Source organism: Citrobacter sp. Igbk 16 (assembly GCF_028069755.1).
Classification (GTDB): Bacteria; Pseudomonadota; Gammaproteobacteria; order Enterobacterales; family Enterobacteriaceae; genus Citrobacter.
The window spans coordinates 15,646-33,584 of record NZ_JANEWJ010000012.1 but is presented as its reverse complement, the minus strand read 5'-3'; the positions used below and the strand labels follow the sequence as shown (position 1 = coordinate 33,584).

Genomic DNA, 17,939 nt, shown 5'->3' with positions numbered 1-17,939 from the left:
AAAGGCTTACAGCACGTAAGTTCATAATGTCTGTTAGGATATCCTGAAAGACCAGGGTATGGTAATGACTATTGATATTAATCTCCTGCTGTTTGAATTATGGCAGATTGAAAAAATTTTTTAAATAGTAAAAACGACACAATGGGCTAATTGTTTAGGTTTTGTTAAGGCGGCGAGGCAATTCTTTTTTGTCGAAATGTACTGAATCTGTCGGCTAAAGCAGGATACCCGCGCGATATATAATACCAGGAATAGTTGTAAATATTAAATGTTTGTAAAAATCACATTCGTTTTCTCAGTTGAAAATAAGTAATTTCCTATAAATTCTTATATCACAGAGGGTTAGGGTGTTAAATTAAATGGGGAGAGGTAACGCTCAGGCGATGTATCAGATGCAAAAAATGTTGACGATGTGGCAACCCCAGCCGTGTGATCAGTTGGTTCAGGCGATAGATAATGCGGTGATAGGGTTGGGCCTGCACGAGAGCAATCTTCTTTAATGATTTACCTTGCAAGAGTAATGAGATCATCTCCCAATCAGCCTGATTTATGTACCCGGAGTGAATATGATCCTGCTTCATCGATAATAAAGCATGGCGCATCTCCAGGAGGCGCTGGCGGCGCGGCAGGATATCAAATGGCCCAGCCATCGCAATAAAGTGCCTGAGCGCTTCGTGGCGACTGGGAAGTAATATGAAAATTTGAATATTACTCTGCTCTTTAATGAGTCGGCGAAGATATTCCAGAACATCGAAATATGAGCTTGATGCACCATCCATATCAACCACTAACTGACTAACTTCAGACTCCTTCAACAGTGGTAGGGCCGATTCAATCGTCTGGAAGATGGCTGTGTGTGTACCAGAAAATAAATAGCGATTAAGCGTGTAGCCGAGATAGTTGTCTGTTGTGATAATTGCTTGAGATATTGTGTCGCCCGGTAATGTGTAATCAAGTTTTTGAGCCAGATACTCAATTCTGTCAAATTCTTGCGGTGCACAGTGATCATATTGCCAGGTACAGTGGGCGTTTCGTAAACGGCGATGCCGTTCCCGGCGTTTTACACTGCGCATCCTTCCTTTTTCCCTGTCCGTATCTATTGCGCCTGCTCTGGATAAATTGCTGGCCACAAATATCCCTGACCCAAATTTGCGCCAGCGCGCAGGGCAATTTCCTGCTGTTTTTGCGTTTCGATTCCTTCAACGACCACCAGGCCGGCGATTGCGCGCCCCATCTGAATAACCTGGCGGAGTTTTTCCGGCACATGGCTAAGTGTCCAGAACGTATTTTTATCCAATTTCACCCCTGACAAATGCCAGTTGGCTGCGGTGAATGCGCCCAGCAGTTCCTCATTGACGTCATCCAGCCATATTGGGATACCATGGTCTTCAAGATGTTGAATTACGCCATAGACGATCGTCCGCTGAGGTGTACTTAAAGAATAAAACGTATTTGGATCTTGTATTTCGATAATCAAGCTGGACGGAGAGGGCATAATCAAAGAATGGAATAACGGCCAACTCAGGAAGGCTTGCATCGGTAAATTCAATGAGTAGCGTAGCCCCGGTTGATAGCACTTAATTTTGTCAATTTGCTGATAAAACAGATGCAGTCGATGTTGAACCGACAGTTGGTGAAAATATTTTTCACTGTTTATATTCGCGGGAAGATGTGTGAGAACCTCACAACCGTATCTCAACGCGGTAGACAAATCGACAATGGGCTCGAATTTAAGTGCGAATTGCAGGGGTTCTGCATCGCTGTTTTTGGCGGTAAAGACAGAGTGCTCAGATTTATCATTCCATAATAACAGGCTCGGTGCCACGATATCCCCCCTGGCGTCAGAGCAAATATTACCGAGTATGTCTATTTGTTTCCCCGGAAATAATATACATAGGGTATTCTGGCAGCATGCGGTTAGGTACAGTAGGTACCGATACTTAATTGATGATGAGACATTTCTCAATACAATGCCCGACAGCAAGGCCCACTCTACTGTTGCAGAAAACTCAGGTGTGCCCTGATATACCTTAAAAATTGCTGATCATTTTTCACATCCAGCTTTTTCATAATACGGCGGCGAGTTGCTCTGGCCTGTATATCGCTGATGGAGAGAAGATGTGCCGTTTCAGCGAGCGTGTTACCGCTGGCAAGTAGCATTAAGAACTGGCGTTCCTCCACCGAAAAGTTGCGGGTGGTACAGAAATGGCAGACGGTTGCAGGCACACTGTGGCGGAGCGCGCGTTTTTGCAGAATTAGGATCAGTTTTTGGGTTATCGCTTCCACATTATCTTCCCGATAGATCAGCGGCAGCATATACAGGCAGGGGCGAAACATCAGCTTATCCTTATCGCCTCCGTTGCAGATGATAACCCGATGTTGGCGTCTGGTGTGGATGGGAACCTGATAACATCCTGCACTGAGCCAATCGTCATCCAGCGAAATAAAGGCGATGTCTGCGCGATCGATATCTTCGGTAGGTAAAAAGCAGATGTCCTGATGCCACTGATTTGCCAGGCGGGAGATGATGATTTTCAGCCCATGTTCGAAATGACTATTTTCTTCCTTGATAGCGATACTTAACATTGACGAGGTCCTGAACTGCAGGGAAGTGGTTGGGGAATGTTAAGCAAAATCATTAAGTTTCTAAATACTTGTAACCTTAAATCCCGCATTATGCTGGCTGAGTTGTTACCAGGTGATTTCCTGGAACCCCATGAACGACCAGAAAAAACAACATTCGTACACTTCGTCAGCAACCGGAACAAAAGGCATTGACTCAGCAGGCGCTGACCGTATAATTCACGCGTTTCATCTGCATGAAGTCATCACTTCTCTATGCGCCCTTAGCTCAGTTGGATAGAGCAACGGCCTTCTAAGCCGTAGGTCGTAGGTTCGAATCCTACAGGGCGTACCATTGATAATCATGTACTTACGCAAGTTTCAAACCAGCCTGATTTTCCTCTTGTGTCATATTTGTGTCGTGATTGCCAAAAATGGCATCGATTTTCCGTGCGTGCTCGGTTCAATGGTTTGGCGCGAGGTGAGCATAACGACGCACCATCTCGATACTTTCCCAGCCGCCCATTTCCTGCAAAACAGAAAGCGGAACGCCAGACTGAATTAGCCAACTGGCCCACGTGTGTCTCAGGTCGTGGAATCGGAAATCCTCAATCCCCGCCCGACGGCAAGTTGCATTCCATGCCCGATGATTGTCGACGCGCATCTTTCTGACGGAAGGTGTCTTTGACCCACCAGGACGGATGCCTTGCCCGGCAATACGCTGATTAACGATTTCAGCCGTCAGCGGGGTATTACCGGAACAAACCGCACAACCATTGCCAGCCAATACGGCGTTATGCCATGCTTCCCACTCGTGAGCAGTAACGCAACGGAACCGCGCATTATGGTGGGTATTCATCAACTCTCCCGGTTGGCTATACACAGGCGGTGTCAGGCGTCTCTTATCACATCTACCGTTAATTTTTTTGCCGTCTTCTACTCCTTCACCCTGCTTTTAATCCACGCGATCACCTCCGTTTTCCCTATCGGGTTATAGCGGCTCAGGTGCGGCAGGCCAACAACGCATGTGTTTTGGCCGTTGATGACCGCGTCAAAACTCCTGACAACCCAGGAGCCGTGGCCTGAGGGAATGCTCTCATCCTGGCCACCAGCGTGAAATTTATTGCACAGATAGCCATACGCTGACCGGTCTGAATTGCCATAAGCAAGGATCAACTTCGGCTGTACGATACCGAGTATCTCCTCGTGTATCGGCCAGCAGTCATCTGCAATTCTGTACTCCACGCCCGCGGCGTCGCGGCTACGCAGAAAAATCAGGTTACTGCTGCATACTTCCCGTGGCTGATAGCCCAGCGCATTCAGCAACCACGTTACGCGCTTTTGTAACGGAGCCTTGTCACCCTTGCTCGTCCACCCCTCATCGAGGTATGCGTTGGTCGTTCTCTCAGTCAGTGCATCGATCATTTCGCTGATGGTCGGGTATTTACATGCAGGGTCATCATCATTGCCGCCTGGGTTAAACCCCATCAAATATACGTCGCCCGATTTTAGTGTGCTGCCCGCGCTATACAGAATGCTCCCCGAGCGCTCTAAGTGGCCGCTGAGGTGGTGTTTCAATGACTCAGTAAGGGCTCTGAGCGTCATAACAAACCACCGACTTTACACAGCGACTCGCTCAGGGAATGAATTGATGATTCGTAAGACATACCTCCACTGGGGTGGATGATACCGCACCATTCGACCGGAAACGTTGGCGGCAATTCATCCACGTTGTTCCATAGCCGGGAACCCAGGACCAGGATCACATCAGGTTTCAACTCTCGGACAACATTCAGAAACGGCGCTTGTGCCTCCCTCCACATCGCTTCTGTAGGTGCTACGCGGGGCTCAACTGCAACGAATTCCTGAACGAAGTTGTAAAATGCGACATGCTGCCAGGTCTCGTGACGCTCTTCATCCGAAGGCCAGTCAGTCCGACCGCGCAGAACGTTGGTCAGCTTGCTGAAAAACGCAAAACCTGGCCGATAGGCATAATCACGAATAACCCTTTGCGTGAAGTCGGCGTAATTATCTTCTTCGCTGCCGTAATGTGATTCACCCAGCACGAGTACTCGCACGCCATAGCGGCTGTTATAGTATTTTTCGCCAACAAAGGGCAGAAAGTTAACGCCATTCAAATTGTGCATATTCGTTCCCTATGCGATTTGTTCATTGTATCCGGTGAGGCACGGTTGGTGGCTGGTACGCGTTGTTGCTTGTCCAGGGTACGGTGCTTCTACCGCTCATTTTTCGGTAAGTTCTGAATCGTGCGCTCAAGATAGGGCCGGAAATCAATAACTTTATGGGGTGCCACTGTGAGCATATAGCCGTTTTATGCCGGGATACTGCATTTAACGGCATGTTGCTTACATCGCACATTGATGTTTATCAGTGATTTCTTTCCTAAACGTGCGATTCACCAAAAAGACCCGGTTCTCGGATTTAACCAGGTATCGATATTGGGAAGAGATCAATTGCGATAAGTCGGAACAAACCAGCATGAAAAACTCATTATAAAAGCGATGATAAAAACATTTGGGGGCATTAATGAGGCAAGCCATAAAATTAAATGTAGTATTTTTAATTTAAAATAGCGTGTTATCAGTTCGTATTGAACCCTAAAATAACGGGAGCCTGCTCGCTCCCGTTTTCCTGTTTTTCTAACCAATATCACCGCACAACAAGCACGGGGCATTTGGCATGACGTACTACAGCTGCGGCGGTTGACCCCAACAGATAGGTGCTGAACCCCGGCTTATGGGATGCAATGACGATCAATTCGGCGTCCACAGCATCTGCAAGTTTAAGGATCTGATCTTTCGGTGGGCCATAAACCACATGGGTCTGAGTTCTGCCGGCGGGGATATTGAATTGCTTAACAATGTCGTCGAGCTTTTCGGTGGCTTTCGCTTGTATACCACTTCTGTCCGGGAACTCGTTGGAGTAGGCAAGCCCGAGTGATGCGTAGAACGGAACGGTAGGAATGACCGCTAAAAAATGGACTTTAGCGGTTTTTGCATGCGCTTCAACCTGCGGAATAACATGGCGAGTTAAATCGGCTTCAGAGATATCAATGGGCACCAGAATAGAGCGATACATATTCACTACCTCCTGTTTGTTTACCTCTGTCCTGAGTGTAGCGAACTTTATTTCTGTATAATAAGTGACCAGATCAAGGTTGTGCGTGCATTTTGATATTCATGAATGTTATGTGATGGAGATACAACAACCACAATGGTGATTATTATTCGTCCAGCACAATAACATCCCCTGTCGCGGGGGCTTCTTGTCCTGGCAACCACAAACGTCCCCACGCGCCGGTGCAGTGACAGCCGAGAATTTTTTCTGGCTGCTGTTGTTTAATAAATCGTCGGGTTTGCCATAACGTATAGGGCGATGCGCAGCGTAAATGGAAGCCACCGACCAGGGCATGAATTTTGCTGATGCCCGTTATTTTCTGGCAGTGAGCGACGATATTGGCAATACCCCGATGTCCGCAGCCGGTAATGATGACTAATCCGCGGTCTGATTTGTAGATCAATACCCCTTCGTCAGTGATGTAGTCCTGTTGGGGAGGATGCTCATTGATGACACCGTAGGCCTGCGGTGCGGATACGGATATTTCTCCTGACCACAGAAAGCGTTCGCTAAGGGGCAAAGGCTCACGGGAGTATGCCATCTGCAGGCGAGAGTAATCATTCTCGCGTGATAGTTTCTTGATTTTACGGGTATACCCTGCAAGGGTGAACGCTGCGTAACGTTCGCAGGCAATGCGTGGATGACAGATGACGCGGCTGCTATCGGGAAGCCACGGGACGCCGCCACAGTGATCATAGTGACCATGTGAGAGCACGACAGCGGTCAACTGAGACAGGTCTACGCCCATCAATGCAGCATTGTGCCTAAAACTGTCATCAGGCCCGGTATCGAATAATATTGTGGTGGTTTCATCCTGAACTAACAGACTTAATCCAGGTTTTGCCCGTAGGGCTTTTTCTGCACCGCGGGCGCGCCTGTTTTCAAGCAATACCGTAAGGGTTAAAGCCATGCCTGACTCCAGCGTTAAAGCGGCATACTGTAACGCACGGAATGTCAGAGCGCTGTGATCTCAGCGCTCTTTGGGACGGCTCAACGATGATAGTCGTGGCCGTCATCATCATGGTGATGGTGATTATGCCGCCATGCATGCTGATTTTCCCTTTGCTCGCGCTCCTGGCGTTCATGCTCTTTATCGCGGTTAGATTCGCGGTTTTTGTGGTTGGCGATTGCCGTGGCAACCGCCGCAGCACCTACCCCTACGGCTGCAGCCGAAAGATAAGGATGTTCCGCACAACCCGACAGGCTGGCCATAATAATCCCCGCGGATATCAGCTTTTTCATTGTGACGTTACCCATTATTCACGCACAATTTTGCCAGCATTCCCGGCGTCAGGATTGTTCCAGCTACCGCGACCATTCGTTTTAAGGGTATAAGTGGCATATCCCACGCGGAAGGTCATCGTATCTTTATAGGTATTCACGTCACGCACTTCATGACCATTTACGTAGACGCCAGAGTCTTCAACGTGAATATCAACGCTTCGTTGGCCATTCTCAAATTCGGCAACATAATTACCGGTGAATTTGCCATCAATACCGGCATTATCATGATTATCTTGATTGCGGGTATTTTGCTGATCTTCAGCATGACGATGATGGCGATTTTGCTGGCTTTGATCGTTCTCGATAAAACCATGATCGCGGTTCCACTGATAAGATTTATTGACATCGCAACCGTTGAGTTCACTTATCTGCGTACAACCTGAACGTTCATATTTTTTCTGCATTGCAGGGGTGATTGCACATGCTGTTGTGGCAGTTGTCAGGCCGAGGACGAAAATGGTCAGCAGACGTTTATTCATTTTGTTACTCGCTATCATCATTAAATTTATATATAGAAATGAAAATCTATTTTGTCATGTATACGACGACAGCAGTCTCCCATTAAATAGTAATGACGAATACCAGGGAGATTCCTAAATTTTAATCGGGGAGGAATGTTGATATTAATATTTACGGCGTTATGTGAGCGTTGTTTACGGGGCTAAAACAATTTTATTGCACTGTTTATATTATTTAACGTCTTGTTTGGAGATTTAATAGAATTCTAATATTGACATTAACCAAGGGGAAGCGCGCAGGCTGTGTTGCTATACAGGCCCGCACGCGTGGTTTGGTGGAGACGATGGACTACCCTTGCGTTGCTGCCTGTTCGCGATGTTTTTCCGCCTGCAGTTCATGTGAATAGGAATGACTGTTATTCATTGACTGATGAACAACCATCGCTTTCTCATGTTCATTCATGCGTGAAAAAGACGGTGCGCTAGCCCGTGTTGATTGGCTATTTTTCACCTGTGCTTCATGTGTTTGTGCCATTTGCTGATGAGCAGGTGCATCGCTGTTATTCATCATATCGTGAGCCATAGCTGCCTGCTGATGCATTGTGGATGTTTCTGCCGCATTAACGCCAGCTGAGATAAAAAAAGCGATAGCTAAAAAGGAAGATATCTTATTCATCATATTTCTCCAGTGTCGGTTTACAGGAGAATTATAATCAGCAGGGGCTGTCAGTGGGGTGACAGGATTATGACTATGATGTCAGAGAAAAATAATTTTAATCTCAGGTTTAATCGATGGCGCATCAGCGCCACCAATAATAATTAAGCGGCATACTTGGGTAATGTCAGAATAAAGCGGGTAGCGCGAGCGTCGGATGTCACGGAGACCTTGCCCTGGTGGGCAATCACAATCGATTTCACTATCGCCAGGCCAATACCGCTACCTTCGCCTTTACGCTGTCGTGAGGGATCGACGCGATAAAACCGGTCAAAGAGTCGTGGCAGATGTTCCGCGGCTATTGGCGTACCGGGATTTTCCACAATAATATGCACGAGATCATCGGCCTCTTTCACTCGCACGGTGACAGACTCGCCTTTTGGCGTATAGCGCATCGCGTTAGAGAGCAGGTTGCTCATTGCCCGGCGTAACATTAACGGGTCGCCAGAAACCCAGCATGCCCGACCTTCAAAGCGCAGGCTGACTTCGCGTTCTTCCGCCCAGGCTTCGAAAAAGTCGAACACTTTACTGACCTCATCCGCAAGATTCAGCGCTGTTTTTTCCGGGATCAGCTGATTATTGTCTGCCTGTGCCAAAAACAACATATCACTCACCATCTTCGACATGCGGCCAAACTCTTCGAGATTAGAGTAGAGCACATCTTCCAGCTCTTTCGTGCTGCGGGGATGGCTGAGGGCAATTTCTGTTTGCGTGACCAGGTTGGTGATTGGCGTGCGGATCTCGTGAGCAATATCTGCAGAAAAATTGGATTGGCGTTTAAACACATCTTCGATTCGTTCGATCATGTGATTAAACGACTCAACCAGTTGCTCAAGCTCAATCGGCACGGCCTGCGGGTCCAGGCGGACATCGAGATCTTTAGAGGTGATATTTTGGATGCGCCGACTGACATTACGGATCGGTTCATGGCCTTTATAGACCGCGAACAGCACGATAAAAACAATCATCATGCTAATTAACGATGCTGTCATGATCAGCTTGTTTTTCAGATCGTTAATGTAGTGCAGATGAAAATCGATCGATAATGCCATAAACAACGTATAGGCCGGTTTCCCGTCTGGCAACTGCCCAATGGGCAAACGAATCATTCGCCAGTTGGAGGATGCGTTTTTCCCGTGCGCATGTTCTGATGTTTGCAGCGTTGGGCCGGAAATTAAAAAGACATTCCGGGTATGGGAATTTTTATCCGGCGTTGCCGTGGCGATAAACTGACGAAGATCCGGCGCATTAGGTGAATGGAAAATAGCCCTCTGATTGGCATCTTCCAGAGAAATAATGACGTTAGAATAACCCGAAACTACGTTTTTTAGTGTTTCCAGCCGACGCGATTCCGGTTCGTTCGGGTGGTTAATAATACGCTCCAGCGTCGCGCTGATCTCTTTTAAATCATTGATATCCTGCTCTGCGAAATGGACTTTTACCGAGTGGATCATTATCCATGCAAAAGCGAAAAATGAGGCGATAGTCGCCAGACTGATAAAAAAGGTTAACCGTGTTGCCAGCGAAAAAGGGCGCTGTAATCGTTTAGCGGACATCCGGCACCTCAAGCATGTACCCCACGCCACGCACGGTCTGAATCAGTTTCGGCTCAAAGTCATTATCGATTTTGGCCCGCAGACGCTTCACGGCGACGTCAATCGCGTTAGTGTCGCTGTCAAAATTCATATCCCAGACCTGAGAGGCAATCAGTGAACGCGGCAACACCTCTCCCTGATGACGCAGGAAAAATTCAAGCAGCGTAAACTCTTTACTGGTCAGGGTGATGCGTGTGCCGTTGCGGGTGACTTTTCTGCTGACCAGATCGACCATTAAATCCGCGACCTGAAACTGACTTTCGACAATGACTGCGGCCCCCCGTCGCAGCAGTGTCCTGACCCGCGCCAGCAATTCCGCAAAGGCAAACGGTTTAACCAAATAATCATCAGCTCCCAGCTCCAGACCTTTGACCCGATGCTCAATGGTACCCAGTGCGGTGAGAAGCAGAATGGGCATGCCTTTGTTGGCGGTGCGCAGCATTCGCACGATATCCCAGCCGTTTACATCGGGCAGCATGATGTCGAGAATGAGCAGGTCATAATCACCGGTCATCGCCAGGTGATATCCGTTCAGACCGTTGTCCGCCAAATCCACAACAAAACCCGCTTCCGTCAGGCCTTTCGTTAGGTATTCACCGGTTTTTTTTTCATCTTCGACAATCAAAATCTTCATGACATTCTCCATCACGCACTGGCTGTGCGGATTTTCAATTCTAGAGAAGGCGGATCGGATAGCAATCGGTTATTGGGAAAATGACAGTTTTGTCATTTTCCTGTCACCGGTTAAACAGAGTCATTCAGGTATAAATTCACACATCTTTTATGGTTATCAGTCCGGTCTGGACGAGAAGAACTATGTACAAATTTAAGCTTCTTACCCTCAGCGCTATTTTTGTTCTGGCCGGCTGCTCGTTGGCACCGGACTATCAGCGTCCTGCATTGCCGGTTCCGCAGCAATTCTCCTTAAGTCAGAACACGCTGGTTTCGGCTCCTATGGGATATCAGGATACAGGCTGGCGTACCTTTTTTGTTGACTCCCAGGTGAAGGCGTTGATTGGAGAGGCGCTGGTCAATAACCGTGATTTACGCATGGCGGTACTGAAGGTTCAGGAAGCGAAAGCGCAATATGGTGTGACGGATGCCGATCGTTACCCGCAGCTTAACGCCGGTTCCAGCGGTACTTATAGTGGGAAATTAAAAGGCGATAGCAGCACCAACCGGGAATTTGAAGCAGGACTGAATCTCAGTTTCGATCTGGATTTCTTTGGACGACTGAAAAATATGAGTGAAGCCGATCGGCAGAATTTTTTCGCCAGTGAAGAGGCGCGTCGAATGGTGCATATCTCATTAATTTCTAACGTGGCGCAAAGTTATTTCAACCAGCGTCTGGCTTATGCGCAACTGCAAATTGCCGAAGAAACGTTGCAAAACTACCAGCGCTCTTATGCGTTCGTCGAGAAGCAGTTGATGACCGGCAGTACGAACGTGCTGGCACTGGAACAGGCTCGCGGCGTGATTGAAAGCACACGCAGCGATATTGCCAAACGCCAGGGCGAACTGGCGCAGGCGAACAACGCACTGCAACTATTGCTGGGGACGTACGGGAAATTACCGGACGACCGTGTGCACAGTCGCGGTGATATAAAACCCGTGACACTGCCCCCCGCACTCCCATCGCAAATATTATTGCAGCGCCCGGATATTATGGAAGCCGAACATGGATTGCTGGCGGCGAACGCCAATATTGGCGCTGCACGAGCGGCATTTTTCCCATCGATTACGCTGACCAGCTCTGTATCCAGCAGCAGTGGCGATCTCTCCAGCCTCTTTAATGCGGCCAGCGGCATGTGGAATTTTGTCCCGAAAATAGACATTCCGATCTTTAACGCTGGACGTAATCAGTCAAATCTCGATTTAGCAGAAATCCGCCAGCAGCAATCGGTGGTGAATTATGAGCAGAAAATTCAGAACGCATTTAAAGAAGTTGCGGATGCGCTGGTGCTGCGTCAAAGCCTTGCCGATCAAATTACCGGTCAACAGCGTTATCTGGACTCATTACAAATCACGCTGCAACGTGCTCGTGCACTCTATCAAAATGGTGCTGTTAGTTATATCGAAGTACTGGACGCCGAGCGTTCTTTATTCACTACACAGCAATCGCTACTCGACCTTAACTATGCCCAACAGGTTAATGAAATTAAGCTGTTTGCTGCCTTAGGCGGTGGCTGGGTTGAATGATCTTTAATCTTAAATTCTCAGGAGTATATTATGAAAACTACCGCTAAAGCCGCTTTGTTTACTGTGTTATCTGTCGTCATGTTTAACGCTCAGGCCAATGAACATCAGCATGGCGAGATGATGAATATGGCGCCTGCGGCCCAGCAGGAGCAAGTGATTAGTGCGACAGGCGTGATTGAATCTATTGATATGGATAGCAAAAAAGTCACGATTAAACATGAACCTATTCCCGCAGTGAACTGGCCGGCAATGACGATGCGTTTCACGCTGGTATCTGATACCAAGGCCGACGATATTCAGCCAGGTGATAAAGTTGCCTTTACGTTTGTTCAGCAGGGAAATCTCTCTGTCTTACGCGATATTCACATCAGTAAATAACGGATCTCGCTGGTCTCTTTTATTCTTGCCCGGGTTTTCCTGAACACGGGCGAGACTATCGCGCAATGGAAATCACTATGGCGTCTTTAAATATTAAAAATACCGCGCTTATTCTCGGCAGCATGATTGTCGGCGGAATTATTTCTGTCGGTGTGTATACCTATTATTCATCCGCAAAAGTATCGGCCGATACCGGCGCTGCTCAAAAAAAAGAAGAGCGTAAAGTTTTATTCTGGTACGACCCCATGTATCCCAACACGCGGTTTGATAAACCGGGTAAATCACCGTTTATGGATATGGATCTGATCCCGAAATATGCCGATGAAGAGACAGCGAGTACATCCGCACCGGGTGTGCGTATTGACCCGACACAGACCCAGAATCTGGGGCTAAAAACCGAACCCGTGCGTCGTGGGCCATTGCAATATGCACAAACTTTCCCGGCGAACGTCAGTTATAACGAATATCAATTTGTCATTGTTCAGGCGCGGTCGGCAGGTTTTATTGAGAAGGTCTATCCGTTGACCGTGGGCGACAAAATTAAGCAGGGCTCGCCGCTTATCGATCTGACAATCCCTGACTGGGTAGAAGCACAAAGTGAATATTTATTGCTGCGGGAAACGGGCGGCAGTGCGACGCAGGTTGAAGGCATTCTGGAGAGATTACGCCTGGCGGGAATGCCAGAGGCGGACATTCAACGCTTGAAAGCGACGCGTAAAATTCAGACCCGCTTTACCCTGAAGGCCCCTATTGATGGGGTGATTACCGCGTTTGATTTACGTACTGGTATGAACATCTTAAAAGATAATGTGGTCGCGAAAATTCAGGGAATGGATCCGGTATGGGTCAGTGCTTCAGTCCCGGAATCTATCGCCTGGCTGATTAAAGACGCCTCACAATTCACCATTACCGTGCCTGCCTGGCCGGGTAAACCCTTCACCATTAGCAAATGGAGTATTTTGCCGAGTGTGGATGCCACGACGCGCACGCTCCAGGTTCGCCTGCAGGTTGATAACCCGGATGAGGCCCTGAAGCCGGGAATGAATGCCTATCTGCAACTAAAAACGCAAAGCGAACCGATGCTGCTGATCCCGTCTAAGGCGCTGATTGATACCGGTACCGAGCAGCGGGTTATCACCGTCGATAATGAAGGACGATTTGTACCTAAGCAGGTTGCCGTATTCCATGAGTCTCAGGGGTTAACGGCCATCCGCTCTGGTCTGAGCGAAGGTGAAAACGTGGTGTCCAGCGGTCTGTTTCTGATCGATTCCGAAGCGAATATTTCTGGCGCTCTGGATCGTATGCGTGCCCAGACAAACGGGACACACGCTGTACCCGCGATGCCAGCCCAGGCGAGCCATTCACACTGAGGACATGATAAATGATTGAATGGATTATTCGCCGCTCGGTGGCAAACCGTTTCCTGGTGATGATGGGGGCGCTGTTTCTCAGCATCTGGGGCACCTGGACCATCGTGAATACGCCGGTTGATGCGCTGCCCGATCTCTCTGATGTGCAGGTGATCATCAAAACCAGTTATCCGGGGCAAGCGCCGCAAATTGTTGAAAATCAGGTGACCTATCCGCTGACCACCACCATGCTATCGGTGCCGGGAGCGAAAACGGTGCGGGGTTTCTCGCAGTTTGGCGACTCTTACGTGTATGTCATTTTTGAAGACGGTACCGATCCTTACTGGGCACGCTCCCGTGTCCTGGAATACCTCAACCAGGTGCAGGGGAAATTACCCGCAGGCGTCAGTGCTGAAATGGGACCGGATGCGACAGGGGTCGGCTGGATATTTGAATATGCGCTGGTGGATCGCAGCGGTAAACATGATCTTGCTGAATTACGTTCGCTGCAGGACTGGTTCTTAAAATATGAATTGAAAACTATCCCTAACGTGGCGGAAGTTGCCTCGGTGGGCGGTGTGGTTAAAGAGTACCAGGTTGTCATCGATCCGATGAAGCTGACGCAATATGGCATCAGCTTGGGTGAGGTGAAATCGGCGCTGGATGCCTCAAACCAGGAAGCCGGTGGTTCATCTGTCGAAATGGCCGAAGCGGAATACATGGTCCGCGCCAGTGGGTATCTGCAGTCCCTTGATGACTTCAATAATATCGTACTGAAAACCGGCGCTGATGGCGTTCCGGTCTATCTGCGTGATGTTGCCCGCGTACAAATTGGGCCGGAAATGCGCCGTGGGATCGCCGAGCTGAATGGCGAAGGCGAAGTGGCAGGCGGCGTAGTCATCCTGCGCTCAGGTAAAAATGCGCGCGAGGTGATCTCTGCGGTTAAGGCTAAACTTGAAACGCTGAAGAGCAGTCTGCCGGAAGGTGTTGAAGTAGTTACAACATACGATCGCAGTCAACTGATCGATCGCGCGATTGATAACCTGAGCTACAAGCTACTGGAAGAGTTTATCGTTGTGGCGCTGGTATGCGCGCTTTTCCTGTGGCATATCCGCTCAGCGCTGGTGGCCATAATTTCTCTGCCACTGGGACTGTGTATCGCGTTTATCGTGATGCATTTCCAGGGACTGAACGCCAACATTATGTCGCTTGGGGGGATAGCCATCGCGGTCGGGGCGATGGTTGATGCCGCAATCGTTATGATTGAGAACGCGCATAAGCGGCTGGAAGAGTGGGGGCATCAGCATCCGGGTGAAAAGCTGGATAACGACACGCGCTGGAAAGTCATCACCAATGCCTCGGTGGAAGTCGGCCCGGCGCTGTTCATTAGCTTACTGATTATCACACTGTCGTTTATCCCCATCTTCACGCTTGAAGGGCAGGAAGGACGGTTATTTGGTCCGCTGGCATTTACCAAAACCTACGCCATGGCAGGCGCTGCGTTTCTGGCCATTGTGGTGATCCCGATCCTGATGGGGTTTTGGATCCGTGGCAAGATCCCAGCGGAAAGCAGCAACCCGCTTAACCGTTTCCTGATTCGTATTTACCATCCGTTATTGTTGAAGGTGCTGCATTGGCCAAAAATGACCCTGCTGGTGGCGGTGCTGTCGATCCTGACCGTTATCTTCCCGCTGAATAAGGTTGGGGGCGAATTTTTACCGCAGATTAACGAAGGCGATCTGTTGTATATGCCTTCAACCTTACCGGGAATTTCCGCAGCACAGGCGGCAGATATGCTGCAAAAAACCGATAAGCTCATCATGACGGTTCCTGAAGTGGCGCGCGTGTTTGGTAAAACCGGTAAAGCTGAAACGGCGACCGATTCCGCACCGTTAGAAATGGTGGAAACCACCATCCAACTGAAGCCGCAGGATCAGTGGCGTCCAGGGATGACGATGGACAAAATCATTGAGGAACTGGACAAAACCGTTCGTTTACCGGGGCTGGCGAATCTGTGGGTACCGCCAATTCGTAACCGTATCGATATGCTCTCTACGGGGATTAAAAGCCCTATCGGCATTAAAGTTTCGGGTACCGTTTTGTCGGATATTGACGCCACGGCAGAGCAAATCGAAGAAGTCGCAAGAACGGTGCCTGGTGTGGCGTCCGCATTGGCTGAACGTCTGGTCGGCGGGCGTTATCTTAGCGTAGATATTCATCGTGAAAAGGCCGCCCGTTATGGGATGACCGTCGGTGATGTGCAACTGTTTATCACCTCAGCGGTAGGCGGTGCCATGGTAAGTGAAACGGTTGAAGGTATCGCTCGCTATCCGATTAATCTGCGTTATCCACAAAGCTATCGCGATAGCCCGGAAACGCTACGCAATCTGCCGATATTGACGCCAATGAAACAGCAAATCACGCTAGCGGATGTGGCGGATGTGCAGGTGGTTTCGGGGCCATCGATGTTGAAAACTGAGAACGCGCGGCCAACCAGTTGGATCTACATTGATGCCCGCGATCGCGACATGGTGTCGGTGGTGAACGATCTGAAAAAAGCGATTGCGGAAAACGTCCAGCTAAAACCGGGGACCAGCGTGGCATTCTCCGGGCAGTTTGAGCTGCTTGAGCGCGCCAGCCACAAGCTTAAACTGATGGTGCCGATGACGCTGATGATTATCTTCGTGCTGCTGTATCTGGCATTCCGTCGTTTTGGTGAAGCCCTGTTGATTATTACCAGTGTGCCCTTTGCGCTGGTAGGCGGAATTTGGTTTCTCTATTGGATGGGATTCCATATGTCGGTCGCGACCGGAACTGGATTCATCGCACTGGCAGGCGTGGCTGCCGAATTTGGTGTGGTGATGCTGATGTACCTGCGCCACGCCATTGAAGCAGAGCCTGCGCTGGAAAATCCGCAAACCTTTACCGTGGATAAACTGGATGAGGCGTTGTACCACGGAGCGGTACTGCGTGTGCGTCCTAAAGCAATGACTGTGGCGGTCATCATTGCGGGTCTGCTGCCGATTTTATGGGGAACGGGAGCCGGGTCTGAAGTCATGAGCCGTATCGCTGCACCGATGATTGGCGGCATGATCACGGCACCGTTGCTGTCACTGTTCATCATTCCGGCAGCGTATAAGCTGATGTGGCTACACAGGCATCGCACCCAGAAATAGCCCCTGCTAGCGCTCGCTTTCATTCCTTTGAAGGTGAGCGCTATGATTCCAGCGCTTTCACCCGTTTACGGTACTCGCCAGGCGTGCAACCGAATTCACGCAGAAAAACTTTGTGAAAAGATGACTCGCTGGCATATCCCACCGATTCGGCAATCACGACCAACGGTTGGGCGCCGCGCGACAGCATCTGGGCGGCGAATTGCAGACGCAATGTGGTGAGTACGGCGAGCGGCGTGGAGTTTGAAACCTCGCGAAACAGTTGGGCAAAACTGGCCCGGGACATATGCGCGCGCTGCGCCAGTTCTTCAACACTCCAGGGATGTGCGGGTGATTCCAGCATCTGGAACACCACGGCTCCCAGTCGGGGATGTAATAGCAGATTCAGCACATTTTTGGCGGGGGGAGCCTGAGATAACCATTCGCGAACGGCAAACGTGAAAAGCGTGGCGCATTGCTGGCTGCACACAACGTTGGAACCGGGCAGCATGCTCAATGATTCCTGCTGCATCAGCCCAATCATCGCCTTAAGCCAGTGGTAAGCGGGGCTATTTTCGCCAGGTGCCAGCAGCAAAACTTCCGGCAGCGCGGTTAAGAAATAGCGGGAGGATGTCTGTAGTTGCAGACTTCCGCAGACAATATGCGTTTGCTCTTCACCTGACTGGCACAACCGATGTGCGGAGTTTTGCGGCAAGATGACTACCGTACCTGGACGCAGTGTATAAGTGTTGCCGTCAGGCATCTCCAGTAAAGCGCTACCCTGGGTTACCGTATGCCAGCGGATCACGGATAACTCACCTGCTGCATGAGGGAGTTGCCAGTCTCTGCTCAATAGGCAGTTTTGATCAATAGAACCCTGCGGATCGTTAAGCATTAGCAAGCGGCTAAGTGCATCCATAAAGACTCCTGAACAATTTTCATTGTCGTTGATAGAACCGTAATTATCGTCATCTTTTTACATTAAAGTAATACCATCAAATTGTTACTTTATATTTTATCTGGGGGTTTTTAAGTTTTTATTATATGGCTGTAGACGATTGAACAAAAAGTGGCGCGTTATGGATATGCTGACCTGATAGGGCACTGCC

At 49.2% G+C, this 17,939-nt stretch carries 17 protein-coding genes, 1 tRNA gene and 1 pseudogene; 5 read left to right on the top strand and 14 right to left on the bottom strand.

The annotated features are described in order from the left end of the window. Window positions 1-350: 350 nt before the first annotated feature. The 3 genes from NNO03_RS10145 to fimW form a co-directional block, all read right to left on the bottom strand. Window positions 351-1,073 (bottom strand): fimbriae Y protein, encoded by a 723-nt coding sequence (locus NNO03_RS10145; RefSeq protein WP_271449487.1) that lies wholly within the window; start codon window positions 1,071-1,073, stop codon window positions 351-353. 23 nt (window positions 1,074-1,096) lie between these two features. After that, the gene (locus tag NNO03_RS10140) at window positions 1,097-1,825 is read right to left on the bottom strand and encodes an EAL domain-containing protein (RefSeq protein WP_271449445.1); all 729 of its coding nucleotides are present in this window, start codon (window positions 1,823-1,825) and stop codon (window positions 1,097-1,099) included. Window positions 1,826-1,992: 167 nt separating this feature from the next. Next, a complete protein-coding gene (gene fimW / locus NNO03_RS10135; protein ID WP_271442819.1) occupies window positions 1,993-2,586 on the bottom strand; it encodes a fimbria biosynthesis transcriptional regulator FimW in 594 nt (197 codons plus the stop codon). 254 nt (window positions 2,587-2,840) lie between these two features. Between fimW and NNO03_RS10130 the strand changes: the two genes are divergently transcribed. Then, a tRNA-Arg gene (locus NNO03_RS10130) sits at window positions 2,841-2,917 on the top strand. A gap of 15 nt (window positions 2,918-2,932) precedes the next feature. Here the strand turns inward: NNO03_RS10130 and NNO03_RS10125 are convergent. From NNO03_RS10125 to cusR, 10 genes and pseudogenes are all read right to left on the bottom strand, one after another. Then, window positions 2,933-3,262, bottom strand: a pseudogene (locus NNO03_RS10125) (site-specific integrase); the annotation flags it as partial. Window positions 3,263-3,498: 236 nt separating this feature from the next. Further along, on the bottom strand, window positions 3,499-4,167 hold the full coding sequence (locus tag NNO03_RS10120) for a hypothetical protein (protein ID WP_271449444.1): 669 nt from the start codon (window positions 4,165-4,167) through the stop codon (window positions 3,499-3,501). Further along, the gene (locus tag NNO03_RS10115) at window positions 4,164-4,709 is read right to left on the bottom strand and encodes a hypothetical protein (RefSeq protein WP_271449443.1); all 546 of its coding nucleotides are present in this window, start codon (window positions 4,707-4,709) and stop codon (window positions 4,164-4,166) included. Before NNO03_RS10115 ends, NNO03_RS10120 begins: the two co-directional genes overlap by 4 nt. 523 nt (window positions 4,710-5,232) lie before the next feature. Beyond that, window positions 5,233-5,661 (bottom strand): universal stress protein UspF, encoded by a 429-nt coding sequence (gene uspF / locus NNO03_RS10110; RefSeq protein WP_061067464.1) that lies wholly within the window; start codon window positions 5,659-5,661, stop codon window positions 5,233-5,235. 145 nt (window positions 5,662-5,806) lie between these two features. Beyond that, window positions 5,807-6,610, bottom strand: coding sequence for an MBL fold metallo-hydrolase (locus NNO03_RS10105; RefSeq protein ID WP_271449442.1), 804 nt, complete (start codon window positions 6,608-6,610; stop codon window positions 5,807-5,809). Window positions 6,611-6,690: 80 nt separating this feature from the next. Further along, on the bottom strand, window positions 6,691-6,942 hold the full coding sequence (locus tag NNO03_RS10100) for a hypothetical protein (RefSeq protein WP_271442821.1): 252 nt from the start codon (window positions 6,940-6,942) through the stop codon (window positions 6,691-6,693). Between the two features lie 14 nt (window positions 6,943-6,956). Then, window positions 6,957-7,463: a hypothetical protein gene (locus tag NNO03_RS10095; RefSeq protein ID WP_271449441.1), complete on the bottom strand. Its 507-nt coding sequence runs from the start codon at window positions 7,461-7,463 to the stop codon at window positions 6,957-6,959. A 328-nt stretch (window positions 7,464-7,791) separates the two neighbouring features. Then, window positions 7,792-8,118, bottom strand: a complete 327-nt coding sequence (locus NNO03_RS10090) for a copper-binding protein (RefSeq protein ID WP_271449486.1) — start codon at window positions 8,116-8,118, stop codon at window positions 7,792-7,794. A 143-nt stretch (window positions 8,119-8,261) separates the two neighbouring features. Then, on the bottom strand, window positions 8,262-9,713 hold the full coding sequence (locus tag NNO03_RS10085) for a Cu(+)/Ag(+) sensor histidine kinase (RefSeq protein WP_271449440.1): 1,452 nt from the start codon (window positions 9,711-9,713) through the stop codon (window positions 8,262-8,264). Further along, window positions 9,703-10,386, bottom strand: coding sequence for a copper response regulator transcription factor CusR (gene cusR, locus NNO03_RS10080; protein ID WP_271442678.1), 684 nt, complete (start codon window positions 10,384-10,386; stop codon window positions 9,703-9,705). Before cusR ends, NNO03_RS10085 begins: the two co-directional genes overlap by 11 nt. A 182-nt stretch (window positions 10,387-10,568) precedes the next feature. On the opposite strand from cusR, the gene NNO03_RS10075 reads away from it, so the two are divergent. From NNO03_RS10075 to NNO03_RS10060, 4 genes are all read left to right on the top strand, one after another. Further along, on the top strand, window positions 10,569-11,951 hold the full coding sequence (locus tag NNO03_RS10075; RefSeq protein WP_271449439.1) for an efflux transporter outer membrane subunit: 1,383 nt from the start codon (window positions 10,569-10,571) through the stop codon (window positions 11,949-11,951). 30 nt (window positions 11,952-11,981) lie between these two features. Continuing rightward, complete coding sequence (gene cusF, locus NNO03_RS10070; RefSeq protein ID WP_137345380.1) at window positions 11,982-12,329, top strand: cation efflux system protein CusF; 348 nt, start codon at window positions 11,982-11,984, stop codon at window positions 12,327-12,329. A gap of 77 nt (window positions 12,330-12,406) precedes the next feature. Then, window positions 12,407-13,699, top strand: coding sequence for an efflux RND transporter periplasmic adaptor subunit (locus NNO03_RS10065; protein WP_271449438.1), 1,293 nt, complete (start codon window positions 12,407-12,409; stop codon window positions 13,697-13,699). 11 nt (window positions 13,700-13,710) lie between these two features. Beyond that, window positions 13,711-16,854: a CusA/CzcA family heavy metal efflux RND transporter gene (locus tag NNO03_RS10060; RefSeq protein ID WP_271449437.1), complete on the top strand. Its 3,144-nt coding sequence runs from the start codon at window positions 13,711-13,713 to the stop codon at window positions 16,852-16,854. Between the two features lie 40 nt (window positions 16,855-16,894). Here NNO03_RS10060 and rclR read toward each other — a convergent pair whose 3' ends face one another. Further along, the gene (gene rclR / locus NNO03_RS10055; RefSeq protein WP_271449436.1) at window positions 16,895-17,749 is read right to left on the bottom strand and encodes a reactive chlorine-specific transcriptional regulator RclR; all 855 of its coding nucleotides are present in this window, start codon (window positions 17,747-17,749) and stop codon (window positions 16,895-16,897) included. Between the last annotated feature and the right edge of the window lie 190 nt (window positions 17,750-17,939).